Here is a 22,731-nt window from a genome sequence, read left to right as displayed (position 1 = left end):
TAAGTAAAAATTTATGAAAATTGTATTTTTTGGCACTCCCGATTTTGCTGTTCCTACTTTATCCAGTTTGCTGAGTCACCCAGAATTTGAGGTTGTGGGTGTGGTGACTCAGCCGGACAAACGTCGGGGAAGAGGCAATCAGTTGATGCCTTCACCTGTAAAAGATGTGGCTTTAAATCACAGTCTCCCGGTTTGGCAGCCGCGCCGAATTAAGAAGGATGCGGAAACGCTTGCTAAGTTGCAGGAAGCGGAGGCGGATGTGTTTGTGGTGGTGGCTTACGGCCAAATTCTTTCTCAAGAAATTCTGGATATTCCTAGTTTGGCTTGCGTTAACGTTCACGGTTCAATTTTGCCGAAGTATCGCGGTGCCGCGCCGATTCAGCGCTGTCTTTTTGACGGGGAAAAGACAACAGGAATTACTACTATGCTGATGGATGCTGGGATGGATACTGGGGGGATGCTATTGAAGGCTTTTGCTGGTATTTCGCTGTTGGATAATGCTGATTCTTTGGCGGATAGGTTGGCGGAAGTTGGGGCGGATTTGTTGGTTGAAACTTTGGTGAAATTGAGGGACGACAAAATTGAAGCTGTTGTTCAAGATGATGCTGAGGCGACTTACGCGCCGATGATTAAGAGTGCGGATTATGTGCTGGATTGGTCGAAAAGTGCGATCGCCCTTCACAATCAAGTAAGGGGCTTTTTCCCGGATTGCACGACGACTTTTCGTGGCAATTCTCTGAAGGTGATAGCTACTGTGCCCGTCGGGCCGGAATATTGGCTGCAAATGCCAGCGGATTTGAGAGTTTTGGAACGCGAATGGCCTGTTTTGTCCCAGTTGTCGGGCGCAAATGGGGAAGTGGTGAAGGTTGTGAAGGGCTTGGGGGCGATCGTCCAAACCGGTGATGGTTTATTATTATTGCGGGAGGTGCAGTTGGCGGGGAAAAAGGTGCAGTCTGGGGTGGATTTTGCGAACGGAACTCGGTTGGTTGTAGGGGAAGTTTTTGGGAATGTGGAGGTTACAGGTTAGGTAGCACCTGAAACGGTTGATTAGTTTGTTCCCATGTCTGAATAGCTATATAAAGTTTAGTCAGCCGGAAATGAGCAGACTCATAGGCTAGCCTTAAATTTATTTCTAGTACATTGGGTTCAACCTGCTTAGAGTTACAGGAACCTAATGCTTTACAAAGTGCGATCGACAAAATAGCAATCATATCGTGACCGCAACAAATGTACCACATATCTTGAGTATCTGTTTTTAAGCTATCCATATTTCCTCTAATTTCCGGTTCGTCAAGTCCCGGCTTTTGAGAGTTGTTTTTCACAGTTTGAAGCAACTTCGATTCATTTAGTGCCAAGGTTTTATCATCTACAAATTTATTAAAAGCTAAACCTTCAAATTTCAAACAATAATTAAATTTCAGCGAAGCCCATCGTAAATAACCGACAATCTGGGCACTTTCTAATAAAGTCTGGCGGATATCTTTAGCAAAATTATTAATTTTTGCTTCCGATCCGTGTTCCAAAAGCACCTTTTCAAGTGCTGGCGACTTCAGCAGCATAGTTTCAAGATCGTGAGTGTCGGTTAAGAGTAAATTAGGACTAAATGTAACAGTACCTTCTAATATGTCAAAATCAGCATCAACGACAGCCAACACACCAGCAAAATTATCTTTTTCAAGGATATTTAGCACTTGCACAGCATTATCCTTATTATGGGCAATTTCCACACGACACTTTGCGGAGTCTACTAAGTTTTTCCATACCCGCGCATCTGTATCTCCCTCAGTGATTAAAAAAGAATGTTCAGTGTATTGAGGTTGATTTCTCAGTAAGCGGATTTGGTTGGCAATGTAGTTAGGGTTAATGTATTCTTTCATTCAACTGGCTTTTGTAATTCCACTGTCAAATCCCAGCGATCGTCTATAATACTTGGAGAGTGAGTAGCTAACAACACGTCAAAGTTTGCCAGCTTAATAATTGCTTGCAAATCTTTGAGAAACTCGACTTGCCATGCTACGTGCAGCGAAATTTCTGGTTCGTCAATGAGAACGAGCGAATTAGGTTGAACTTTGAACAACAACTGGTACAGCATTACCAGTTCGTGCTGTTCCCCGAAAGATAAATCTGTCGGCGACAAAGGTTTGCCATCCGCCGTTGTAAAGGTAAAACCTTTCTCTTTACTGATGCTCATATTTTTATAGAGAAATCGCTGTTTAATAATTCTTGTGAAAAGTTCTATTTTAGTGGCGAGTTCCTTAAAAACCATGAGTTTATTTTCGACATCTTCAACATAAACTGACAGAATGTTTTTTGTAGTTACATCAATATGTTGTTCGATTTGAAAATCAGGATTTTCGTCTTTATCTAAAAGACCAATTTTTCTGAGACGAGAACGCTTTTCCTCAATTTCATTTAATTTGTTCCGAAGCATTTCCTCTGTTATATCGGAGGGTGTTTTGTTATTGAAAATTCTTGCAGGAAAGGTTCTTTCAAGGGATTGAGACAATCCACCGTATTCAGCCAGCTTTCCTTGAATATCTTCTGCGAGTTCCTGGGAATATATATTAACCGAGGGAATCATTGAGGGGTGTTTGGTATCTACCCCTGCTTTAGGAACGCTTGAGGGAGTTAACAAACGCTGAGTTTCGATAAAATGAACATCGATCGAGCTTCTTAGTTCTGACAGCCACTTTGGTTCTTCCTTAACTCTCCTGGCTAACTTTGACATGAACTTCCTAGATGCAGAGATGAGAATACTTTCTAATTGTAATTCCGAAATTTGAGTTGGTGTTTCTATGTCACCTGATGACTGTAGTGTATCATCTGTGATATCGGAGGACACGTTGATTCCCACTGATAAATCTATTGAGTCCATGAATAAATCCGGTGAAAATATCTCTTTTTCTGCACCAGGCTTAGAAAAGTAAAACATTAAATCTTTATCTTTTTCCTGTTCAGGTGTATCGATCGACTTAGTTATTTGTAGATGACTGCCATCATCAAAGTCTATTCTCAATTCGGCAAATGGAATAGTACGAAGTTGTGAGTAACGTGAATTAAAAAACCCATTAATTATCCTGAGTAATGCTGTTTTACCGAATCCATTCGGACTATGAATAATCGTGATTCTATCTTCCCTATTCAAAGAAACCAGATGGTTAAAAACTCCAAAAAGTTTACCTACATAAATCTTATTAATTCTCATTTTTTCCTCTTATGAAACATTGCCAGATAGACTCGATAGAGTTCCATCGCTGATAATATCAAATCCGTTAGCATCGGAATTATTCATCTCTCTCTTCTCGTCCTCTGTGTTCCCCGCTTTCTCTGGGGTTAAATCATTCCGGTGTAGCCGGAATTTATATAACTTACCTAAAATTCAACCAAAACTTCCTCCGCACCGCCCAACAAACCCTGCGCCGCCTCTAACATACTCTCCGCAACATCTTTCAAATCTTCGCGACTTGCCAGATAAGTTTTCAAAGCTTCTAAGGGTTCTATACTATTATTAGCATTCAATTCTGGCAACCGGGGCCTCGCTAACTGACTGACTAATTCCGGTTGAATTGTGTAGCTATGCGCTTCGCCCAGAAGTGCGTGCAATTCTCCGTTGTCGATTAAATCTAATTGTTCCGATCGCAATTGGTAAATTAATCTCACAACCGCATCTTGGATTTCCTTCTTGCCAATAGCTTTAACTAACTCGGCTTGCGGGTTTTCCGATTCTGCCACATTCACTTTAATAGTCTGAAACACCCGCACTGGCAAAGTGCAAAATTCCCACTCTGCTTTCCCCCGTTCCAAATTAACTAACACAAAACCTTTATCTTCTTTCTCTTCGCTAAAATCAACTCGTTCGATACTTCCGGGGTAAATTACGGGCGGATTGTTGGAAGCATTGAGATTTTGGTGTTTGTGAACGTGGCCGAGAGCAACGTAATCAAAACAAGGGCGAGTTAGCATGGAAACGGGTATGTTAAAACCTTTGCCAACTGCTAAAAAACGTTCGGCGCCCAGACTGGCTTTATCTGCCATTAAGTGCGCTAAAAGGACGGTTGGTATGTCGGGGTTGAGGCGGCGAATTTCGCCTTCCATTGCGATCGTCAGTTTTTCGGTTAACAATTGGTTAACATCGCCCATAGACAGGCTTTCAGTCTCGGAACGTGTCATTAAGGTCGATCGAGTCAACCAAGGCAATGTTACCACCTGTACGGGCCCGCTGCGGGTTTGAATCAGGTGAGTGTCCAGGCGATCGCCTACAATAAACTTAGGTATCCCCAAAGTCCGATAAATCCCCAAACTCGCGCCGCCTTGTCCCTGAGAATGTTGGTCATGATTTCCTACTAGCAAAACAGTCGGAATTTGCGCGTCCACCAAGCGGCTGAATTGGCGGGCAAAAGCCTCTTTAACAAACGGTGGAGGCGTCGAATCTGGGAAAGCATCGCCCCCGAATATGACTAAATCTACGGGTTCAGAAATTGCTCTATCCATACATTTACTCAGCGTCGCCGCGAAGTCTTCCAGCCGCGTATTTAAACCTGTTTCGGGATTAATCCGGCCGTGGGAAAAGCCGCTGCCCATGTGAATGTCTGAAAGGTGTAAGATTTTAATCATTTAAGCACGGTGGTGTTGTAGTAGACGTAACAGAAGAGTACACATCAAAAACCTGCTCAAAGTGTGGACAGGTCCATACTAAATTAGGCGGGTCTAAAGTCTTTAAATGTCCAGAGTGCGGACACACTCTGGACAGAGACAAAAACGGTGCTTTCAATATTTTGTTGAAAGCTTTGAGAGATACCTCCTTGATAGGAGAGCTTGCTGCTTTCTCTATCTTGCCATACACGGTTATTCCTGGCGAGCGTCCGGGATTTACCGGGTTAAATGTATCTGTCTAGTTGAATGGAAACTGGTTCTGGTGCTAATGCTTCCGGCCCAGGTGGCGTTGCAGTTGGCAATGCAGTTTCCTGTGTTGGTTGTGTGGGTGGTGTTTCCCCTATTAGTGATGCTGTGGGTGTTGTTGCGAGCGATACAACGAATGGTGGTGCTTGCACACCTGTTTTTATCTGTGTTAGCTTATTACTTAGAAGGGAATATGTGTCAACGATTACCGTCCGTCGTCGTTGTTCGAGGATGAGGAGTGGTTGAATGCTTCTGATTCAGGGCCGATGGTTGTTGTGGTTAAGCCATCCACTCCAGCAAAACGGAAAGCTTCAACAAAATTTACTTCTGAGGGTTTTCCAGTTCCCAGTTTTCGGACGTTAATAACAAATTTATCGACAATCGCTAAAAATCGAGTCTAGCCTAAATTGCGTCTGGTTTCAGTTAGTTTCGACCAACTGACGATGCCGGCTCCTTTGCAACGCAGAGAGCTTTGGATTTACTGAAGGTTTCCCTAATATTGTAGTTATCTATTGGGCGAGGGCGTTAGCCCTATTGCCCGACTGATGGGGTTTTTGCTTGGATGCGATCGACCAATTGAGGAAAGTTCCGCACTAAAAGTTGAGACTATTTCAACTTGGTGACTGCTTTCGGGAAAGCAACGCTTACGCATCACACCAGGAAGCATACGCGAGCTCGCTTTCTATTTAGCTACCCTTAAACAACGAAACTCTACCTTACATCTTGCACCAGTCGAATAATCTCACATTCCATCTGCCCTGCTTGACAACAGGGGTGAAAACCCAAAGTTAATTTCTGGCTTCTCTGACTGAGGTGAAACTTCCTAATTGGTGCATTGTCTTACTTAGAGGCATCCAGCACATCCATGAATTTTCCATTCAAAACACGTTTGAAGAGCCAGAAGAATTCACCAAAAATGGTGATGCCGTTAATTAACCAACATTGGTTGGTGCGGATCGTCCTGCGCTCTATTTTCTACTTCCGCCAAGATTTATGGCTGATAGTCACACTCTTGCTTTTAATCGGGGCATCGGTGCTTTTCAACCTTCTCAACGCCTGGCCGATCGCGATTCTAGTCGATACGGTTTTGTCACCAACTCCGAAATCCAACTGGATTCATACACTGTTTCTTGCCCCGTTCGGTGAAAGGACGCTGAACCGAATTTTCGGAATGGCGTTCGTCGCGATGATTATTAGAATCCTGAGCGATACCGTCTTCATGCTTCGTAGGATGTTGAACTACCGCATCCAGTACAACGGAACCTTGCGCGTTCGTACCGAACTCTACGACAAAATGCAGGCACTGAGTCTTGGTTGGCACGGCGAGCGCTCGCAGGGTGACGCAATCTATCGGTTGAGCTACGACAGTCTTGGCCCGTGGGGGGTAATCGATACGCTCATCGGCTCCACGGCCGCATCGGTGACGCTGACGGCGATGATCTGGATCATGTTGTCGCGCCACGTCCTCCTCACCGTGTTTGCGCTTTCGTTCACTCCGCTTCTAATACTGGCGAATTGGTACTTCGAGGGAAGGATTAGGAGTCGAGCCCTGGAGTCGAAGCAGACCGATGCGGTGATGACCTCAACCATGCAGCAAGCTATAGAATTGATCGGGCTAATCCAGTCCTTCGGTCGAGAAGCAACGGAGTCGCGGCGCTTCGGGCAGGCGGTCGAACGCAGCGTCAAGGCCTCCATGCGGCTCAATTGGCAAGAAAACCTCTATCCGCTAGCGGTTCAGGTAGTCTTTGCCCTGGGAAGCGGGGTAATCTTAGGCTACGGCGGATATCTAGTTTATCGCGACCAGTTCTTGCGTCCGGTACAGGGCGGCGTGACCATTGGCGATCTGCTCGTATTCATGGCGTACCTGGGGCAGTTCTGGGACCCGATAGGTTGGGTGTTGGGGTTCACGACCAAGATCCAGACGTTTGTAGCTTCATGCGATCGCGTCTTTACGATTATTGACGAACCGCCCGCCATACAAGACGCGCCTGACGCGCGATCGCTTCCCGTCTATCCCCGCACACTAGCATTTGCCGACGTGAGCTTTGAGTACAACGCTGGGCAACCCGTTTTACGGAATATCAGCGCTAGTATCGAGCCTGGTCAGATGGTGGCGTTTTTGGGCGCTAGCGGGACGGGAAAGAGTACGCTGCTCAATCTTTTGCCTCGCTTCTATGACCCGACATCGGGCAGCGTCCTTCTCGACGGCTTTGACCTCCGCACCCTTAAACTTACCGATGTCCGCAAACACATGGCGCTCGTCTCGCAAGGCAGCCCACTCTTTCCCGGAACGATCTCCGAGAATATCGCCTACGGTCGCCCGGATGCGAGGCTCTCCGATATTCGGGAGGCGGCGGTTGAATCTGGGGCAGCCGAGTTCATCGAAACCTTGCCGGATCAGTATGATACCTCGATCGCTGAGGGCGGTCAAAACCTATCGGGGGGACAGCGACAGCGCCTAGCTATCGCGCGGGCACTCGTCACTAAGGCTCCCATACTCATCCTCGACGAACCCACGAATGCGCTGGACTTGAAGCACGAGCAGTGGGTATTAGAGACTTTGCAACGTCTACGTCGCAACAGAACCATCATCTTGGTCACGCACCGACTCGAAACTGCCGTAGACTGCGATCGGATTTTTGTGATGCAGGAGGGCGAGATTAAGGAGTCTGGCACCCACGGCGAACTCCTTACCCAGCAGGGGTTCTATTACCGAATGTTGGGCTACAACCCAGTCAGGTCAATAGGGCTTACTGATAAACCCTGCATCGAGTAGGAGTACGACATGGCGAACTTATTTCTTATCCTTTTGCTTCAATTGGTTGCCTGTCTGCCTAGTAAATTATCTTTTGGGTTAGTAGTGATGACTTCAGCCCTCCTTTAGCTTCGGCAGAAAAACTAAAGTCTTTACTAAGAACTAGGTTTAAGGTTTTTGTCCAAGTACAGACGAGAGGAGATTACTACTAAAAATATTGTTTCATACATCACAATACCATGCCGGGTACTTTTTGATAAACTTGTGCGATCTGGCAGCGAAAATCTATACTCATTAACTCTAACTCATCTCCTTGTCGGTAAATCTGAGAAACCCAATTTCCCTCAGCATTAAGCCGAAAACACTCAATTTTAATCTCAGATTGAGTGATGAGTACGTATTCTTGCAAACTCGGAGAAGTTTGGTAATCGGCAAATTTATCGCCTCTGTCGAAAGCTGCTGTTGAGGGCGACAATACCTCAACTACTAAAGATGGATATAAAATGAAATCTTCCGTAGTTGAGGTATCCCTTTCGTCGCAAGTCACCGCTACATCAGGATAGTAATAGCAATTTGCCTCTTCCAGTCGGACTTTTATATCTGATGATAAAACTAAGCATGGCGTATTCAGAAGATGATTTCCCAGCAGCCGAACTAAATTACTACCAATAATAATGTGAGGTTTTTTTGCCCCTGTCATTGCATAAACCTGTCCGCGTCTATATTCGTGTTTGATCGGGCTTACTCGCTCGCCTTCTAGGTACTCTTCGGGAGAAATGTAGAAATTGTTTTTGCTGATAACCATTGATTTTTACTCCGCTGATTTTGTCTGATACTATGTGTTGGAACTCGCATATTTGGGGAAGGAAACCGCAGTGCCGTTTCCCTACAAATTTAACAAAACTCCAGAAATCGTGCGTGCCATAATTTGCCACTTTCCGTCAAACCCTGCGATCGCACTTTAATTTTGACATTTTTGGGGTTAGCCTCGTAGAGTCGGGCAATTTCCTGCATTTCCTCCCCGCTAAACCCGGTTCCCACTGTTCCTACTGGCACTAATTTGCCATCAATTTCTTGCGCTACTTTGACGGCGCTAAACGGCCTCCCCGCTACTTTTGTCGCCGTCAAACCCACAATAAACAAATCGTGTTCTTGACAGTATTTAGTTCTCACCATCGGATATTTTTTCACATCTTTTCCGCCGACATAGTGACAGTTGTGCAACACCCAAACTTCGCCTTCTCTGTTTTCAGATTCCTGCTGATTGGCCAGGACGAGTTTTTCGGCGGTGGTGCGAAATGTCGGTACAACTTCAAAGGCTGGGGAGAAATTTGCCAGCATTTTGCCAACTTCAACTCCCGCTGCAATTCGTTCGGATTCGGCAACGGAAGTTAAATCATTGCCTTTGAAAAACAAACTTTTAAAAATGGCATAAATTGCGTTGGGCTGAGTAGTCGGAAAACCGCTTTCAATATTAACTGTAGCAGCTTGCGCGCCGGTGCGGTGTTCGCTGCCCGTACAGCTTTTGTAATACAGTTCGCCGTCTAAAACAAAGGTGCCAATTTTAGCGGCTGTGTCGATTAATGTGCGATCGATCTCAATCGATGCTTGTTGCCGGAGGTTAGTCGATCGCGATTGGTAGTATACTTTATCTGGCGTCGCAATGACAACGACTCGATTGCCATCGCGTTTTGGCTGTCCCCAATAATCGGGATTTTCGATGTAATAAGAACGTTCACTCGGCGCGTCCACCGGCTGCATCGTGACAATTCTTCCCGGCTGCAAATGCGGCGGCAATTCGGGAACTACGGGGTTATTAACAGTCTCTATGTTGGCAGCGGTAGCTGATTTGGCAGCAGGATCAAGATTGGTGCTAGATTTGTTTGGAGGATTCAGGGCGATCGGCTTTTCTCCGGTTTCCAATTCAAACGCTCTTTTCCAAAAGCCGATCGCCATTTCCGGGTATCCTTCCGACTCGGCGCAGAGTGCAAAACCAATAACTTTTGCCGTACCGATGCCGCGCCCGTAATCAGCCAAATACTGCACGGCCCCCGCTTCTCCCATCAAGTGCAATCCTCGCGTGACGATGCGATTGTTCCAGCGTTCTCGAATGTCGGCGCTAATTTTTTTAGCTGCTTTTCGCTTGGCTTCTGCGTATTCGGTGCAGTCCATACTGCCTCCTTTATGTAGGGCTATTGATATACTATACTAAAGATTGATTTATTAGTCAAGTATAATTTGACAATTAGGTGGTGTGAATAAATTTAACTCTTTCATTTGTGAACTAGATTTATTTTTTAACCGCAGAGGCGCAGAGGGCACAGAGGAAGAGAAGAAAGAGAGGGATGGGGTTGTAGTGTTTTGATTGTCAAACGCGGTAATCTGTTCGCCGCCAATGCTAAGATAACTTCGATCGCGCATTGCTACCAATAAAGCCCTGAGTTGCGTCTTACTCGCGTTGAGTTCGCCAACTGCCGATCGCAGGTTTGATAATTTAAGATCGAGTTTAATCTTACTGTTATGATGCGATTGATTTTGTACAGCAAACCCGGATGCCACTTGTGCGAAGGGTTGCAAGAAAAACTCGAACAGATTGAAAGCCTGAAGTTTCAACTCGAAGTCCGAGATATTACCGAACGCGATGACTGGTTTCAAGCTTATCAGTACGAAGTTCCTGTTTTGTTTAAAGTGCAGCCGCAGCCAACAAATTCTGCTGGCGAGGCTGCATTCTCCCCTGAAGAACTGTTACCCCGCCCTTCTCCCCGCTGTAGTGTCGCCCAATTGGAGCAAATGTTACAGAAATATTTGCAAATCGATCCGTCACAATAATATGATTTACCCAAAAACTCAGGTTTTAATCCTGACATCGGGGTACTCGGTGTGCAGCTTACTCTAGGCAGATAGATTTTACATCGCGCACCAAAAAAAATTAGGCTTTGCACCGCCCACAGCAAAAACCTGTAGAGAGTGGCTCAAAAATCGGTTCCGCCAGTCATATTCAAGACATTCAAGCGAGGAGTTTTTCAGATGAAATTGAGAGAATTATTAGCAGCAGTTCCCAGCATTTCCTTTGACGCCAAACATCCCGCCCTCGATGCCGAAGTCAAGGGTTTATCCACTAATTCCCACGCTTGTCAGGCGGGCGATTTGTTTTTGGGAATGCCGGGAACTCGGGTTGATGGGGGAGATTTTTGGCAAAGTGCGATCGAATCTGGTGCACTTGCCGCCATAATTTCCACCCAAGCAGCCGAGAAGACACCCCCCCAACCCCCCCTTGCTAAGGGGGGGCTAGAAGAGGTTCCCTGCGTCATCGCAGCAGCGGATATGGCTCAAGTTTGCGGTCAAATAGCAACTGCTTTTTACGGCAATCCAGCTAGCAAATTAAAACTTGTCGGCGTTACCGGGACTAACGGCAAAACTACCACAACTCATTTAATCGAATTTCTGCTCAATCAAATGCAGTTGCCGACGGCGATTTTCGGTACGCTTTATACTCGCTGGCCGGGCTTCCAAAAAACTGCACTTTACACCACACCTTTTGCAGTTGACCTGCAAAAGCAATTAGCAGAAGCTGTAGCAGCCGGATGCAAACACGGCGTGATGGAAGTCAGTTCCCACGCTTTAGCGCAGCAGCGAGTTTTAGGGTGTAATTTTGAAGTGGCTGTCTTTACAAATTTGACTCAAGACCATCTCGATTATCACCGCGATATGGAAGATTATTTTGAGGCTAAGTCGCTTTTATTTGGTTCTGATTACCTCAAAAATCGCGCTGTAATTAATATTGACGACCCCTACGGGCAGCGGATAGTTGAAAGTTTAAAGTCCGACCGAGTTTGGAGTTATAGCACTGTTCTGAAAACGGCCGATTTGTATGCTTTTGATTTGGAGTATCAGCCAAATGGAGTTAAGGGAATGCTGCACACTCCCAAGGGCGAAACGGCTTTTGTTTTGCCTTTAGTCGGTCAGTTCAATTTATCAAATATGTTGGCTGCTGTTGGTGCTGTTTTAGAATTGGGTTTAGATTTGTCCGCAATTGTGGAGAAATTATCTCAATTTTCGGGAGTTCCGGGACGGATGGAACGAGTGCAAATTAGTCCTAACCAAGATATTAGCGTTATTGTGGATTACGCGCACACTCCAGACAGTTTGGAGAACTTGTTGAAGGCGTCGCGGCCGTTTATTCCGGGTCAGATGATTTGCGTGTTTGGCTGCGGTGGCGATCGCGATCGCACTAAGCGGCCGATCATGGGTAAAATCGTTGCAGAATTAGCCGATTTAGCGGTTGTTACTTCCGACAATCCGCGCACTGAAAATCCCGATCGCATTTTGGAGGATGTTTTAGCAGGAATTCCCGCCGCCGTAAAGCCGATGGTTTTGTGCGATCGCGCCGCTGCAATTCGCACTGCTATTATGGACGCTAAACCCGGAGATGGCGTGCTGATTGCAGGAAAGGGACACGAAGATTATCAAATTTTGGGTACAGAAAAAGTCCATTTTGACGATCGAGAACAAGCGCGAGATGCCTTGAAAGCCAGAATGAATTCGGTTAACTGACTTCGGTTAACTGTTAACGGTTAACCGAATCCGGTTAACCGTTAACGGTTAGCTGTTCGCGCGCTGCGAAATTTGTTATATTTTTAAGTATTAATACCAAGGAAGAATCTGATTTGCACTAGATTGTAAGAGTAAATCAAATATTTATCTAAAAAATAATTATTGCTATGATAGAATTAACTGGCTATCAAATTCTCGCTCGAATTTATTCAGGCACTCGCACCCTAGTTTATCGCGGAATTCGCCTCTCGGACCAAAAACCTGTAGCCATCAAAGTCTTGCGAAACGAGTATCCCAGCTTCAGCGAACTCTTGCATTTTCGCAATCAATACACGATCGCCAAAAACCTAAATTTGCCCGGAATCATCCAAACCTACAGCTTGGAACCCTACCGGAACGGCTATGCGCTGATTGTGGAAGACTTCGGGGGAATTTCTCTGAAGGAATGGACGGGGAAAGGAAAAGCCGTGCAATCTCTGGTGGATTTTTTCCAAATTGCGATCGATCTAAGCAATACATTAGATATACTTTACCGCCACCGCATCATTCACAAAGACATTAAACCAGCCAACATTTTAATAAATCCTGAGACTCAACAAGTCAAACTCATTGACTTTAGTATTGCATCTTTGCTGCCGCGAGAAACTCAAATGCTGATGAGTCCCAACGTGATCGAAGGAACACTCAGCTACTTATCTCCCGAACAAACAGGAAGAATGAATCGCGGCCTTGACTACCGCACAGATTTTTATTCATTAGGTATAACTTTTTACGAATTGCTGACAGGAAAATTGCCATTTCAATCCAGCGATCCGATGGAATTGATCCACTGTCATATTGCCCAGCACCCACCATCTGTACGTGAAATTAATCCCGAAATACCCATTGTCCTCTCGGAAATTGTCAGCAAATTGATTGCCAAGAATGCCGAATGTCGCTATCAGAGTGCATTAGGGCTGAAAGCAGATTTAAAAAATTGTTTGCAACAACTCAATGATACAGGTAAAATTGAGAGTTTTGCCATTGGGCGACGAGATTTTTGCGATCGCTTTATCATACCCGAAAAACTCTACGGCAGAGCAACCGAAGTCGCTGCATTATTAGCAGCATTCGCTCGAGTAGCAAACCCCTCTAAATCTCGTTCCCCCCAAGAGCCTGGGAACGAGAGAAACCAGGGAAAAGAAGACTCACGCCTTACTAAGGGCGGCTGGGCGGACTCGAACTTATCCCGCAGCGAAATGATGCTAGTTGCCGGATTTTCCGGCATTGGGAAAACCGCTGTAGTCAATGAAATTCACAAACCCATAGTTCGGCAACGCGGTTATTTTATCAAAGGCAAATACGACCAATTTCAACGCAACATTCCCTTTAGTGCTTTTGTGCAAGCCTTCCGAGATTTAATGGATCAATTACTCTCAGAAAGCGACGCTCAGCTAGAACGATGGCAAAGGAAAATTATCAAGGCTCTGGGCGAAAACGGTCAAGTTATTGTAGAAGTAATTCCTGAATTGGAACGAATTATTGGCAAACAACAGCCTGTCTCGGAACTTTCGGGAAGTGCCGCCGAAAATCGTTTTAATTTACTATTTCAAAAATTTATCTCGGTTTTTGCTACAAAAGAACATCCCTTAGTGATTTTTTTGGATGATTTGCAATGGTCAGATTCAGCATCCCTGAAGCTTTTGCAAGTGTTGATGAGTGAAAAAGATAGTCAGAATTTGCTGGTAATTGGGGCATATCGAGATAACGAAGTATCTCCGGCTCATCCATTTATGTTGGCAGTAGCAGAGATGGAAAAATCCCAAGTAACGGTAAATACTATTACCTTGGAACCTCTGAGTCAAGTCGATATTAACGATTTGATAGCAGATACGCTCTCGTGCGAGATCCCTCTTGCTGAGCCATTAACCGAGTTAGTTTATCAAAAAACCAAAGGCAATCCATTTTTTGCCACGCAATTTCTCAGGGCGCTACAGGAAGATGGGCTGATTGCGTTTGATCCCACCCCCCTTTCATGCCCCCTTACGGAGGGGGGAGAGAGGGGAGTAACATCCCCCGTTATCAGGGGAGGACACAGGGGGGTAACAGGGGGGTGGCAGTGCGATATCGCCAAAGTCAAAGCCCTAACTATCACCGATGATGTAGTGGAGTTTATGGCGGTGCAATTGCAGAAATTGCCGCCAAAAACTCAGGATGTGCTGAAGTTGGCTGCGTGCATTGGAGCGCAGTTTGATTTGAATACATTGGCGGTAGTCAGCGAGAAGTCACCGGAAGAAACTGCTGCCGATTTATGGAAATCCTTGCAAGAAGGATTCATCTTACCAACCAGTGAAATTTACAAGTTTTATATAGGGAAAGAAGAGGGGAAAAGCACCCCCAACGTGCCAAATACCGCCGCTCAATTACCTCACTACAAATTTCTCCACGATCGGGTTCAGCAAGCTGCTTATTCATTAATTCCCGCTCACCAAAAGCAAGCAACCCATCTCAAAATTGGACAGTTACTTCTTCCGAATTTCTCCGAGGTTGAAAGAGGAGAAGAGGTCTTCGATATTATTAATCATTTTATCATTGGCTCGGAGCTAATAACGCAGCAAGAAGAACGAACAAAGCTTGCTAAGATTAGCCTCTTTGCAGGGCAGAGAGCTAAACTCTCAACTGCTTATGAATCGGCGACTAAATATCTCGCTTTCGGTTTAAGTTTTCTACCCGCTAATAAATGGGAATTTGCTTATAAATTAACATTTACGATGTATTTAGAAAGCCTTGAGGCTGAATTTTTAGCAGGTCATTTTGAGGAAGCTGAAAATTTGATAGAAATCGCATTTAGTTATGCCAACTCAAGTCTTGAGCGAGCCAAAATTATTGCGATTCAGCTAACTCATTATCAAAATAATGCCCTGTATCAAAAGGCGATTCAGGTAGGAATTGAAGGGCTGACACTGTTAGGCTTAGAACTGGCGATTATGCCAAACGAAGCAGAGTTAGAAGAGATGGCTCTGGAAGTAAAAAAAACCTTAAATCAGCGCCAAGTTGCAGGACTAATCGACGCACCACTCATTGTCGATGAAGAACGCCAGATGCAGATCAAACTGCTAATGAACATGGTACCGCCCACTTACCTAACTAATCAGGAGTTGTTAGTGTTGGTTGTTTTACACATGACCAATCTCTGTTTGCAATACGGGAATACAAATGTGGCGGGTTTTGTTTATGTTTGGTATGGCACAATTCTCTGCCAACGCTTTCAAGACTATGAATTGGGCTATGAGTTTGGACTTTTAGGGTTGAAGGTGAATGAAAAATTTAATAACACCACCCTGAATGGCAAAATTTATATGTCCTTCGGCAACTTTATCAACCATTGGCGCAAGCACGTCAGTTCCAATCTTGTTCTGCAACAAGCTGCTTATCAGGGGGCAATGGAGGTAGGGGATTTTTCTTGGTGTCATCACAGTGCTCTGTTCAGTTTCTGGCAGCAGGCGATCGTCTCCAGCGATATTCACAGTTTGCTGGCTCGACATGAAAAATACATCAGCTTTGCGGAACGGACTGAGATTACGACAGCATTTGCCCTAATTCTTCAGTGCAAGCTCCTAGAGAACTTGCAAGGGCTAACGATAGGAAAGTATAGCCTTAGCTCTGAAACATTTGATGAAGAGTCGGCGCTAGCAACATTCAATGAAATTGGCTATGGCTATGGCAGTAGCACTTACTATTTCGCTAAAGCCTTTTTGTTTTTTACCTATGGTGAGTATGCTAAAGCTTATGAAATGTTAGTAGCGGCGGCCGACTTTTCTAATGCACTATATGGACAATTTCAACGTGTTGTGCATTGTTTTTATCAGTCTTTGACTGTATTGCAACTTTATGGGGAAGCACCGGAAAAACTACCCAAAGATTATCAAGAAGTTGTTCAGAATAATCGGCAACAACTTCAAATTTGGGCACACAACTGTCCTGAAAACTGTCTGTCCAAATTTCTGCTTTTAGAGGCGGAGATGGCTCGTGTTGCTGAAGAAAAATGGCCGGCTGCTGAGTTGTACGATCGCGCCATTCAACTCGCTAAAGAAAACGAATTCCTCAACGAAGAAGCCTTAGCAAACGAACTCGCAGCTAAATTATACCTCAATTGGGGCAAAGAAAAAGTTGCCGCAGGCTATATGCAGGAAGCCTACTATTGTTACGCTCGCTGGGGAGCAAAAGCCAAAACCGATGACCTAGAAAAACGTTATCCCGATCTGCTGCGTCCCATCTTACAACAGTGCGTCCAACCCTTCACTATTTTAGAAACCCTATCCACCCTCACCAATCCCACCTACTCAATTCCTTCGATCACCCATCACACTACCTCAAGCACCTCCATTAACCAGGCTCTAGATTTTTCGACTCTGCTGCAAATCTCCCAAATGATTTCCAGCACGATCGACCTGGATGAGTTACTGCAAATTGTGACCCAAACCATGCTACAAAACTCTGGAGCCGATCGCTGTGTACTGATGCTGTGCCAAGATCAACAATGGCAAGTGCGGGCGATAGCTACCTGGGAAAACATTAGCCTGCAAAGGGAACCCCTAGAGAACAATCCCACCGTTCCCGTTAAATTAATCCAGTATGTCAAAAACACCCTAGCAGCAGTTGCCATCGATCACCTCAAAACTGATCTGCCTGTGATTGACGATTATTTAGAGCACCACCAACCAGAGAGTTTGCTGGGTTTGCCAATTCTAAATCAGGGGAACTTGGTCGGCATTTTGTATCTAGAAAATCGGATAACCAGTGGGGTGTTTAGTCGCGATCGCCTCCTAGTGCTGAATTTTCTCTCTAGTCAAGCGGCGATCGCTCTGGAGAATGCCCGCCTCTATCACCAAGTGCAGCAGACTTTGAATGAACTTCAGCAAGCTCAGATGCACATGATCCAAAGTGAAAAGATGTCAGCATTAGGTAATCTAGTGGCAGGGGTTGCCCATGAAATCAACAACCCCGTTGGTTTTATTGCCGGGAACATTAATGAAGCTCATGCTGGAGTTCAAGACTTAATTGATTATTTGCGCCTGTATCAAGAAAAGTTTCCTCCATCCGAAGCAGAATTGATTGAGAAAGCAGAGGAAATAGATTTAGATTATCTAGTAGAAGATTTACCCAAGATGTTGAGTTCAATGAAAATAGGATGCGAGCGCATCAAAAACATCAGCACCTCCCTCCGCACTTTCTCTCGCGCCGATACGGCCCATAAAGTTGAGGCCAATATCCACGAAGGCCTCAACAGCACTTTGATGATTTTACGCCATCGCCTGAAAGCGAACGACAAGCATCCAGAAATTGAAATCATTAAAGAGTACGGCAATATTCCCAAAGTAAAATGTTATTTGGGACAATTAAACCAGGTATTTATGAATTTGTTAGCAAATGCGATCGATGCCTTAGAAGAATCGAATCAAGGACGGACTTTTGCCGAAATTCAAGCCCATCCCAATCACATCACTATTCAGACAAAAGTAGAAAGTGAAAAGGTAAAAATTTCCATCGCCGATAACGGAAAAGGAATGTCAGAAGAGGTGAAAAATCATATCTTCGACCATCTATTTACCACTAAAGACGTGGGCAAAGGAACTGGGTTAGGACTGGCGATCGCGCGTCAAATTGTAGAAGAAAAACACGGCGGCAAACTGAGTTGTTTTTCTACACCGGGAGAAGGAACCGAGTTTGTCATTGAGATTTTAATTGATTAATGCGATCCGGCTGTAGGGGCGGGTTTTACCAACAATATTTGAGGCTCACAAACAATCTATAAAAACCCGCCCCCACCCAACCAATAACCCTGATTAACCTGATGTTCGATCCCCTTCAAAAAATATTAATTCGGATTTGTCGTTGGGCTGGGGCGGGTTTATTATATTGTTCATTTCTGACAGAGATGGTTGGTAAAACCCGCCCCTACAGATTTGGCCAATAATTAATCACTATTGCAACGGCAAAAATACCGTCATCACCTCGCCCTTTTGGGGCCGCTGGCGAATTACCAACTTCCCGCCAGCAGCCCGAAATAAATTCTTAGTCACGCTCAAATTTAAACTCAAACTTCCCGTCTCCGGCTGCACCATCAACAAAGGCCCGATCGATCGCAAAGGAGCATTCGCCGCTTCTGCAAAAGTCGATGCGACATTACCTTCAGGTAAGTGTTCCGATTCCAACTGCAACTTTAACTGATCGCCCGCCAATGTCACCTCCACCTGAATGCGACTCCCCGAAGGCAAAGTTCGAGTAAAATTCTCAATCAAATTAGTTAAAACCTGATCCAGCATCGTCGGATCGCTGACTACCGCTGGCAACTTTTTCGGCACAATAACTTCCAAAGTGTGGTTTCGCACAGCCGCCTGTTTTTGCCAGCGGGGAATGCTATTTTGTAGCACTTCACCGAGGGACATTGCTGTTAGCTGCACGCCAGAATTTTTAGCTTGCGACATTTCCAATTCCACGGCGCGGAAAATTAAACCGAAGCGATCGATCTGAGCAGTACACTCAGCATCAATCATTTCCAAACGCTTTACCACCACTGGATCGAGTTTGGGGCGCTTCAGCAGCAGCCGAGTCAGCGTGCGAATGGTAGCCAAAGGAGTGCGGACTTCGTGGGCGATCGCCTGTAGCAATTCCACCTCTTTAGTAGCCAGAGGCATTGGAGATTTGCAGTTGATATCTGTAGCCGATAACTTGTGATGTCTATGGTTCAAACCATCATCACTTCTTTCATCTTTTATCCTGCCTGCTTCATCTTTCCCAATCGGCAAATTATGTAACAGCAAGCGGCTGAACTGCATCACTGTTTGATAATGGGGTTCCACAGGCAAAAACTGCTGGAACAGCCCGTCTAATTTAGTAGAATTATTAGTTAATTTGCTAACCGGTAAATTGAAGCTACCGTCAGAATTAGCAAGCAAACATTCGCTTTCAGTCACCCTGCGCCGCAAAACCTCCCAAGCTTTGGCGACTACTTGCGGATCGAAAGAAAATAGAAAAGCCGGAATTCCCGCAGAATTTTCACCCAAAACCATCACCAGGCTAAAACGAGCAGTTAAAACCAAACAAAACTGCTCGTTGGCTAAGGGATCGCCACTTGCCAAAGCCAAAGCCGGGGCCGCCGCAGGCACTGATATTTGCACATCAGCCGCCGGCATTAAAGCTAAAGTTTGTCTAGCCCGAAAAGACCACAAAGCTGCATCGTTGTCGGGAATACTGGTAAAAATCCAATTGGCAAAGCCGTTGGCCAAAGCGGGGTGAGTCAAAACCGAAGACGGGCCCGACAACACCAATCCCTGACAGGAATTGGGGATTGTCGATCGACCATTTGCTCGATCGGCATCTGTTTTTTGTCCTGCTTTTTGCCGATCGAGCATTTGATTCAAAGCTGCGATCGCCCCATACCATTCCTGTTCAGCTTTCAGCCGAGAAGCCCCACGGCTTACAGGACACCGATGGCGGTTGTTTTCTCCCGCCAACTTAGCATCAAAGAGACGGAGGTCATTTTCTTGGCCTTCGGAGGCTAAAATTTCGCTTATTGTCGGTAAAAAGTAAGTATTCACAGTTATAAACCCACCTTCGGAGGCATGAAGGGTGAAGTATTTATGTATAGGAAAGTTCAGGAGTTAGGAGTCAGTCGATTTTAGATTTTAGATTTTAGATTTTAGATTTACCCCACAGATAAATCTGGGAGATTGAACTTTGGTCTAAAATTTTTATCTTTCCACGACTTAAGTACGTGGCACGGTATCCGTTTTTGGGCTGGGTCAAGCACCAGCACGATCGAAAAATCCCGCATAATTTCTTGCACCTTCCTCCTAACTCACAGGATATCCACATTTGTCAACTAACGATATTGGCAGAACCGTACCAATAAGTCGCAATCTCCGCGCTTGGGGCGATATTTTGGACGATCGCCCTGACAAAAGTGCAAAATGAAGTAAGTTAAACACCGTGCTTTCCTTATGCCCACCTCGATCGCCGACTCGAAAAATCTGCTGTCAGACTTAATGGCACGCTACCGCCACCAAGTCGATTATCTGGCAATTCGACTGGAAGAAGCCGAAGGCACCGACATCCTGCTGCGGGGCGAAAAAATTGAAACCCTCAGCGAAGGAGTCTCAATTGGCGGCCAAGTCAGGGCTTGTCACAAAGGCGGCTGGGGCTTTGCCAGTTTTAACCGACTTTCCACCCTCGCCGAAAGAATCGAAGAAGCCATCGCCGCGGCAAAACTGATCGGCGAAGAAGAAACGATCCTGGCGCCAGTTACGCCAGTACAAGACATTTGCTTGCTGCCGCTGACAGGAACAGACCCCCGTCTGGTTCCCCTAATTGACAAAAAGCAATTGTGCGATCGTTACGCGGCCATTCTCCGCAGCATTGACCCCCGCATCGCCACAATCTCCGTGCGCTACGGCGACAGCACCCAGCGCATCATCCTCGCCACCTCCGAAGGCACCATGCTAGAACAAGGTTGGGCAGACATGGAAATGCGCTTTGCCGCCACAGCCCGCAGCGGGGAAACCGTACAAACCGGCCGCGAAACTACTGGTTCCCGCAAAGCTTACGAAGATTTAACCGATCTCGATGTGCAAGTTCGCAGCGCCGCCCAGAGAGCCGTAGATTCCCTAGCCTTACCCCCCGTCCAAGGCAACACCTACACCGTAGTCATCGACCCGATTTTGACCGGATTATTCGTCCACGAAGCCTTCGGACACCTTTCCGAAGCCGACATGGCCTACGAAAATCCCGACATTTTGGAAATTATGACCCTCGGTCGCCAGTTCGGCCCCAAAAACTTGCAAATTTTCGACGGTGCAGCGCCAGAGGGACACCGGGGCAGCTATTTCTACGACGACGAAGGCACTCCGGCGACTACTACTCAGTTAATTAAAGACGGCGCTTTAGTCGGGCGACTGCACTCGCGGGAAACGGCGGGTAAATTGGGAGAAACGCCTACTGGTAATGCTCGCTGTTTGAATTATCATTATCCGCCGATCGTCCGCATGACGAATACTTGGATCGAACGAGGTGACACGCCAGTTGCAGACTTATTTTCTGGAATCAAAGAAGGGGTTTATGCGCGCAATTGGCAAGGCGGCACGACTAACTGCGAAATGTTTACTTTCAGTGCCGGCGAAGCTTGGATGATCCGCGACGGAAAATTGGACAATCCGGTGCGGGATGTTACTCTTTCGGGTAATGTTTTCAGCACTTTAGCTGATATTGAGGCGATCGGCGACGATTTCTACTGGGATGAATCCGGCGGCTGCGGCAAGGCAGGGCAAAGCGGTTTGCCCGTCGGCTGTGGCGGCCCGAGTTTGCGGATTCGCGATGTCGTTGTTGGTGGCGAAGCTGCAGAAGAAGATTAAGGCTGCAAAAGTTGAAAAAAAAGGTAAAGCGTAAGATTCCTACTCGCGCTTTACCTTTCTTTATTTTTTGAGTGCAACATTTCCCGCCCGTTGGTGTTGTCTGATATCTTGAGGACGCTTGGCCAAAAAACCGGAATAGCGAACAATTATGCCTTGACTCGTCAAATACCGCTGAAAAATCGGTTTTTTGCTACGCAGTACGTAAGTCCGCAATTAATGGCTCGAAATATTCAATTTTTCTCTTCTTATCCCAATTTTATATTCTCCCATTCTCCCTCTAATTCCCCGCAATTATCGCTTTTTAGGCTTTATCTTTCCTCCCATCCCCTGGTTGTGGCGGCGTATCTTGGCCGTTATCGTACAAGCTTTGAGTCTCAGCTCGAGTGGTTAAAATTTCTGGAGCAGAGTTGTCTTGAGCAAAAAAGGTCGATCGAGTTTCTAAGCTTTGAGCATTAACTGCGCCAGCACTCAGTAACAGGCTTGACATCAGGATGGAAGAGTAAACGCGCATCATAAATTTTGGTGTTTGTATTTTCCCCTTCTTGATACGCAGTCTGTACTCTGCTATCAGGATAAAAAAATAATTGTGGCGAAGTCATCAATTAGTAAGTGACTGCACCTGCAATTTTTTTGATTTTTGGTTAAAAGCGGGTGAAATCCATCATCTAGCTCGCTTGTTCGCTGGTAATTTCTAGTTATCTGCTACTGGCGGGCCACCAGCAGAACTCAAGACCATGTTCAAAAAAATAATGCTACTCTTCTATGCCCGTATTCCCAACCCTGGTAGTTATAAATCATTCCCAAATCTAAAATCTAAAATCTAAAATCTAAAATGGTATCGCCCCTGGAATCCTTTTGAAACAGTCTTCCAAGAAAGAAACAAAAACCGCCAATTGTAAAGTTTTACTACTTTTATGATTAACTCGATAATTTATTGAGGTGAAGCGGCAACCCGGGGATTAAAGACACAACAGGAGAGTACCCAGGCGCGCCATCAGCACGTTACATATAAATATCTTGGTGAATGAGATTCCTTAAAGGGGGCAATGCCTAATTTTTCACCAGAAAACGAGCGAGAAGCCCCTGGCTTTAGACATGGGGAGGAAAGCGGCTGCGACTTCAGTCGCCTTGAAT

General features: G+C 45.6%; 15 protein-coding genes and 1 pseudogene. 7 read left to right on the top strand and 9 right to left on the bottom strand.

The genetic code is table 11. The features are described from left to right. The first annotated feature begins 13 nt into the window (after positions 1 to 13). Positions 14 to 1,027: a methionyl-tRNA formyltransferase gene (gene fmt, locus QUA00_RS29255; RefSeq protein WP_333412035.1), complete on the top strand. Its 1,014-nt coding sequence runs from the start codon at positions 14 to 16 to the stop codon at positions 1,025 to 1,027. On the opposite strand, the gene QUA00_RS29250 is transcribed toward fmt, so the two are convergent. The 3 genes from QUA00_RS29250 to sbcD all read right to left on the bottom strand — a co-directional run bounded on the left by QUA00_RS29250 (position 1,017) and on the right by sbcD (position 4,614). Next, entirely contained in the window at positions 1,017 to 1,877 is an 861-nt protein-coding gene (locus QUA00_RS29250; protein ID WP_333412034.1) for a DUF4435 domain-containing protein, read from the bottom strand. The two genes, fmt and QUA00_RS29250, sit on opposite strands and share 11 nt — an antisense overlap. Continuing rightward, the gene (locus QUA00_RS29245; RefSeq protein ID WP_333412033.1) at positions 1,874 to 3,205 is read right to left on the bottom strand and encodes an AAA family ATPase; all 1,332 of its coding nucleotides are present in this window, start codon (positions 3,203 to 3,205) and stop codon (positions 1,874 to 1,876) included. Before QUA00_RS29245 ends, QUA00_RS29250 begins: the two co-directional genes overlap by 4 nt. A 167-nt stretch (positions 3,206 to 3,372) precedes the next feature. Then, the gene (gene sbcD, locus QUA00_RS29240; RefSeq protein ID WP_333143421.1) at positions 3,373 to 4,614 is read right to left on the bottom strand and encodes an exonuclease subunit SbcD; all 1,242 of its coding nucleotides are present in this window, start codon (positions 4,612 to 4,614) and stop codon (positions 3,373 to 3,375) included. An 8-nt stretch (positions 4,615 to 4,622) separates the two neighbouring features. Between sbcD and QUA00_RS29235 the strand changes: the two are divergent. Then, positions 4,623 to 4,895 (top strand): annotated as a pseudogene (locus QUA00_RS29235) (zinc ribbon domain-containing protein); the annotation flags it as partial. Here QUA00_RS29235 and QUA00_RS29230 read toward each other — a convergent pair. Beyond that, positions 4,878 to 5,051: a hypothetical protein gene (locus QUA00_RS29230; RefSeq protein ID WP_333105884.1), complete on the bottom strand. Its 174-nt coding sequence runs from the start codon at positions 5,049 to 5,051 to the stop codon at positions 4,878 to 4,880. The pseudogene QUA00_RS29235 and the gene QUA00_RS29230 sit on opposite strands and share 18 nt — an antisense overlap. 713 nt (positions 5,052 to 5,764) lie before the next feature. Between QUA00_RS29230 and QUA00_RS29225 the strand changes: the two genes are divergently transcribed. Then, entirely contained in the window at positions 5,765 to 7,675 is a 1,911-nt protein-coding gene (locus tag QUA00_RS29225; RefSeq protein WP_333412032.1) for an ABC transporter ATP-binding protein, read from the top strand. Positions 7,676 to 7,883: 208 nt separating this feature from the next. Here the strand turns inward: QUA00_RS29225 and QUA00_RS29220 are convergent, their stop codons facing one another. Further along, positions 7,884 to 8,459 (bottom strand): Uma2 family endonuclease, encoded by a 576-nt coding sequence (locus QUA00_RS29220; protein ID WP_333412031.1) that lies wholly within the window; start codon positions 8,457 to 8,459, stop codon positions 7,884 to 7,886. A gap of 89 nt (positions 8,460 to 8,548) precedes the next feature. Beyond that, on the bottom strand, positions 8,549 to 9,826 hold the full coding sequence (locus tag QUA00_RS29215; protein ID WP_333412030.1) for an ATP-dependent DNA ligase: 1,278 nt from the start codon (positions 9,824 to 9,826) through the stop codon (positions 8,549 to 8,551). A 351-nt stretch (positions 9,827 to 10,177) separates the two neighbouring features. Here QUA00_RS29215 and QUA00_RS29210 point away from each other — a divergent pair, with 351 nt between their 5' ends. The 3 genes from QUA00_RS29210 (at position 10,178) to QUA00_RS29200 (ending at position 17,940) form a co-directional block, all read left to right on the top strand. Further along, positions 10,178 to 10,483 carry a glutaredoxin family protein gene (locus tag QUA00_RS29210; RefSeq protein ID WP_333289376.1) on the top strand — a complete coding sequence of 102 codons (306 nt, stop codon included), beginning with the start codon at positions 10,178 to 10,180 and terminating at the stop codon, positions 10,481 to 10,483. A 198-nt stretch (positions 10,484 to 10,681) separates the two neighbouring features. Beyond that, entirely contained in the window at positions 10,682 to 12,208 is a 1,527-nt protein-coding gene (locus QUA00_RS29205; protein ID WP_333412029.1) for a UDP-N-acetylmuramoyl-L-alanyl-D-glutamate--2,6-diaminopimelate ligase, read from the top strand. Positions 12,209 to 12,375: 167 nt separating this feature from the next. Next, positions 12,376 to 17,940, top strand: coding sequence for an AAA family ATPase (locus tag QUA00_RS29200; RefSeq protein ID WP_333412028.1), 5,565 nt, complete (start codon positions 12,376 to 12,378; stop codon positions 17,938 to 17,940). A 231-nt stretch (positions 17,941 to 18,171) separates the two neighbouring features. On the opposite strand, the gene QUA00_RS29195 is transcribed toward QUA00_RS29200, so the two are convergent. Next, the gene (locus QUA00_RS29195; protein ID WP_333412027.1) at positions 18,172 to 19,788 is read right to left on the bottom strand and encodes a HAMP domain-containing sensor histidine kinase; all 1,617 of its coding nucleotides are present in this window, start codon (positions 19,786 to 19,788) and stop codon (positions 18,172 to 18,174) included. A gap of 402 nt (positions 19,789 to 20,190) precedes the next feature. Here QUA00_RS29195 and QUA00_RS29190 point away from each other — a divergent pair, with 402 nt between their 5' ends. Further along, positions 20,191 to 21,597 (top strand): TldD/PmbA family protein, encoded by a 1,407-nt coding sequence (locus tag QUA00_RS29190; protein WP_333143414.1) that lies wholly within the window; start codon positions 20,191 to 20,193, stop codon positions 21,595 to 21,597. Positions 21,598 to 21,657: 60 nt separating this feature from the next. Here the strand turns inward: QUA00_RS29190 and QUA00_RS29185 are convergent, their stop codons facing one another. Continuing rightward, a complete protein-coding gene (locus tag QUA00_RS29185; protein WP_333412026.1) occupies positions 21,658 to 21,810 on the bottom strand; it encodes a hypothetical protein in 153 nt (50 codons plus the stop codon). Between the two features lie 88 nt (positions 21,811 to 21,898). After that, positions 21,899 to 22,111, bottom strand: a complete 213-nt coding sequence (patX, locus tag QUA00_RS29180) for a heterocyst-inhibiting protein PatX (protein ID WP_333306336.1) — start codon at positions 22,109 to 22,111, stop codon at positions 21,899 to 21,901. Positions 22,112 to 22,731: the final 620 nt, after the last annotated feature.

Source organism: Microcoleus sp. T2B6 (genome assembly GCF_036700475.1).
Lineage (GTDB): Bacteria > Cyanobacteriota > Cyanobacteriia > Cyanobacteriales > Microcoleaceae > Microcoleus.
Note: the sequence above shows the minus strand (reverse complement) of the source record. Positions and strands in the feature narration are given on the sequence as shown.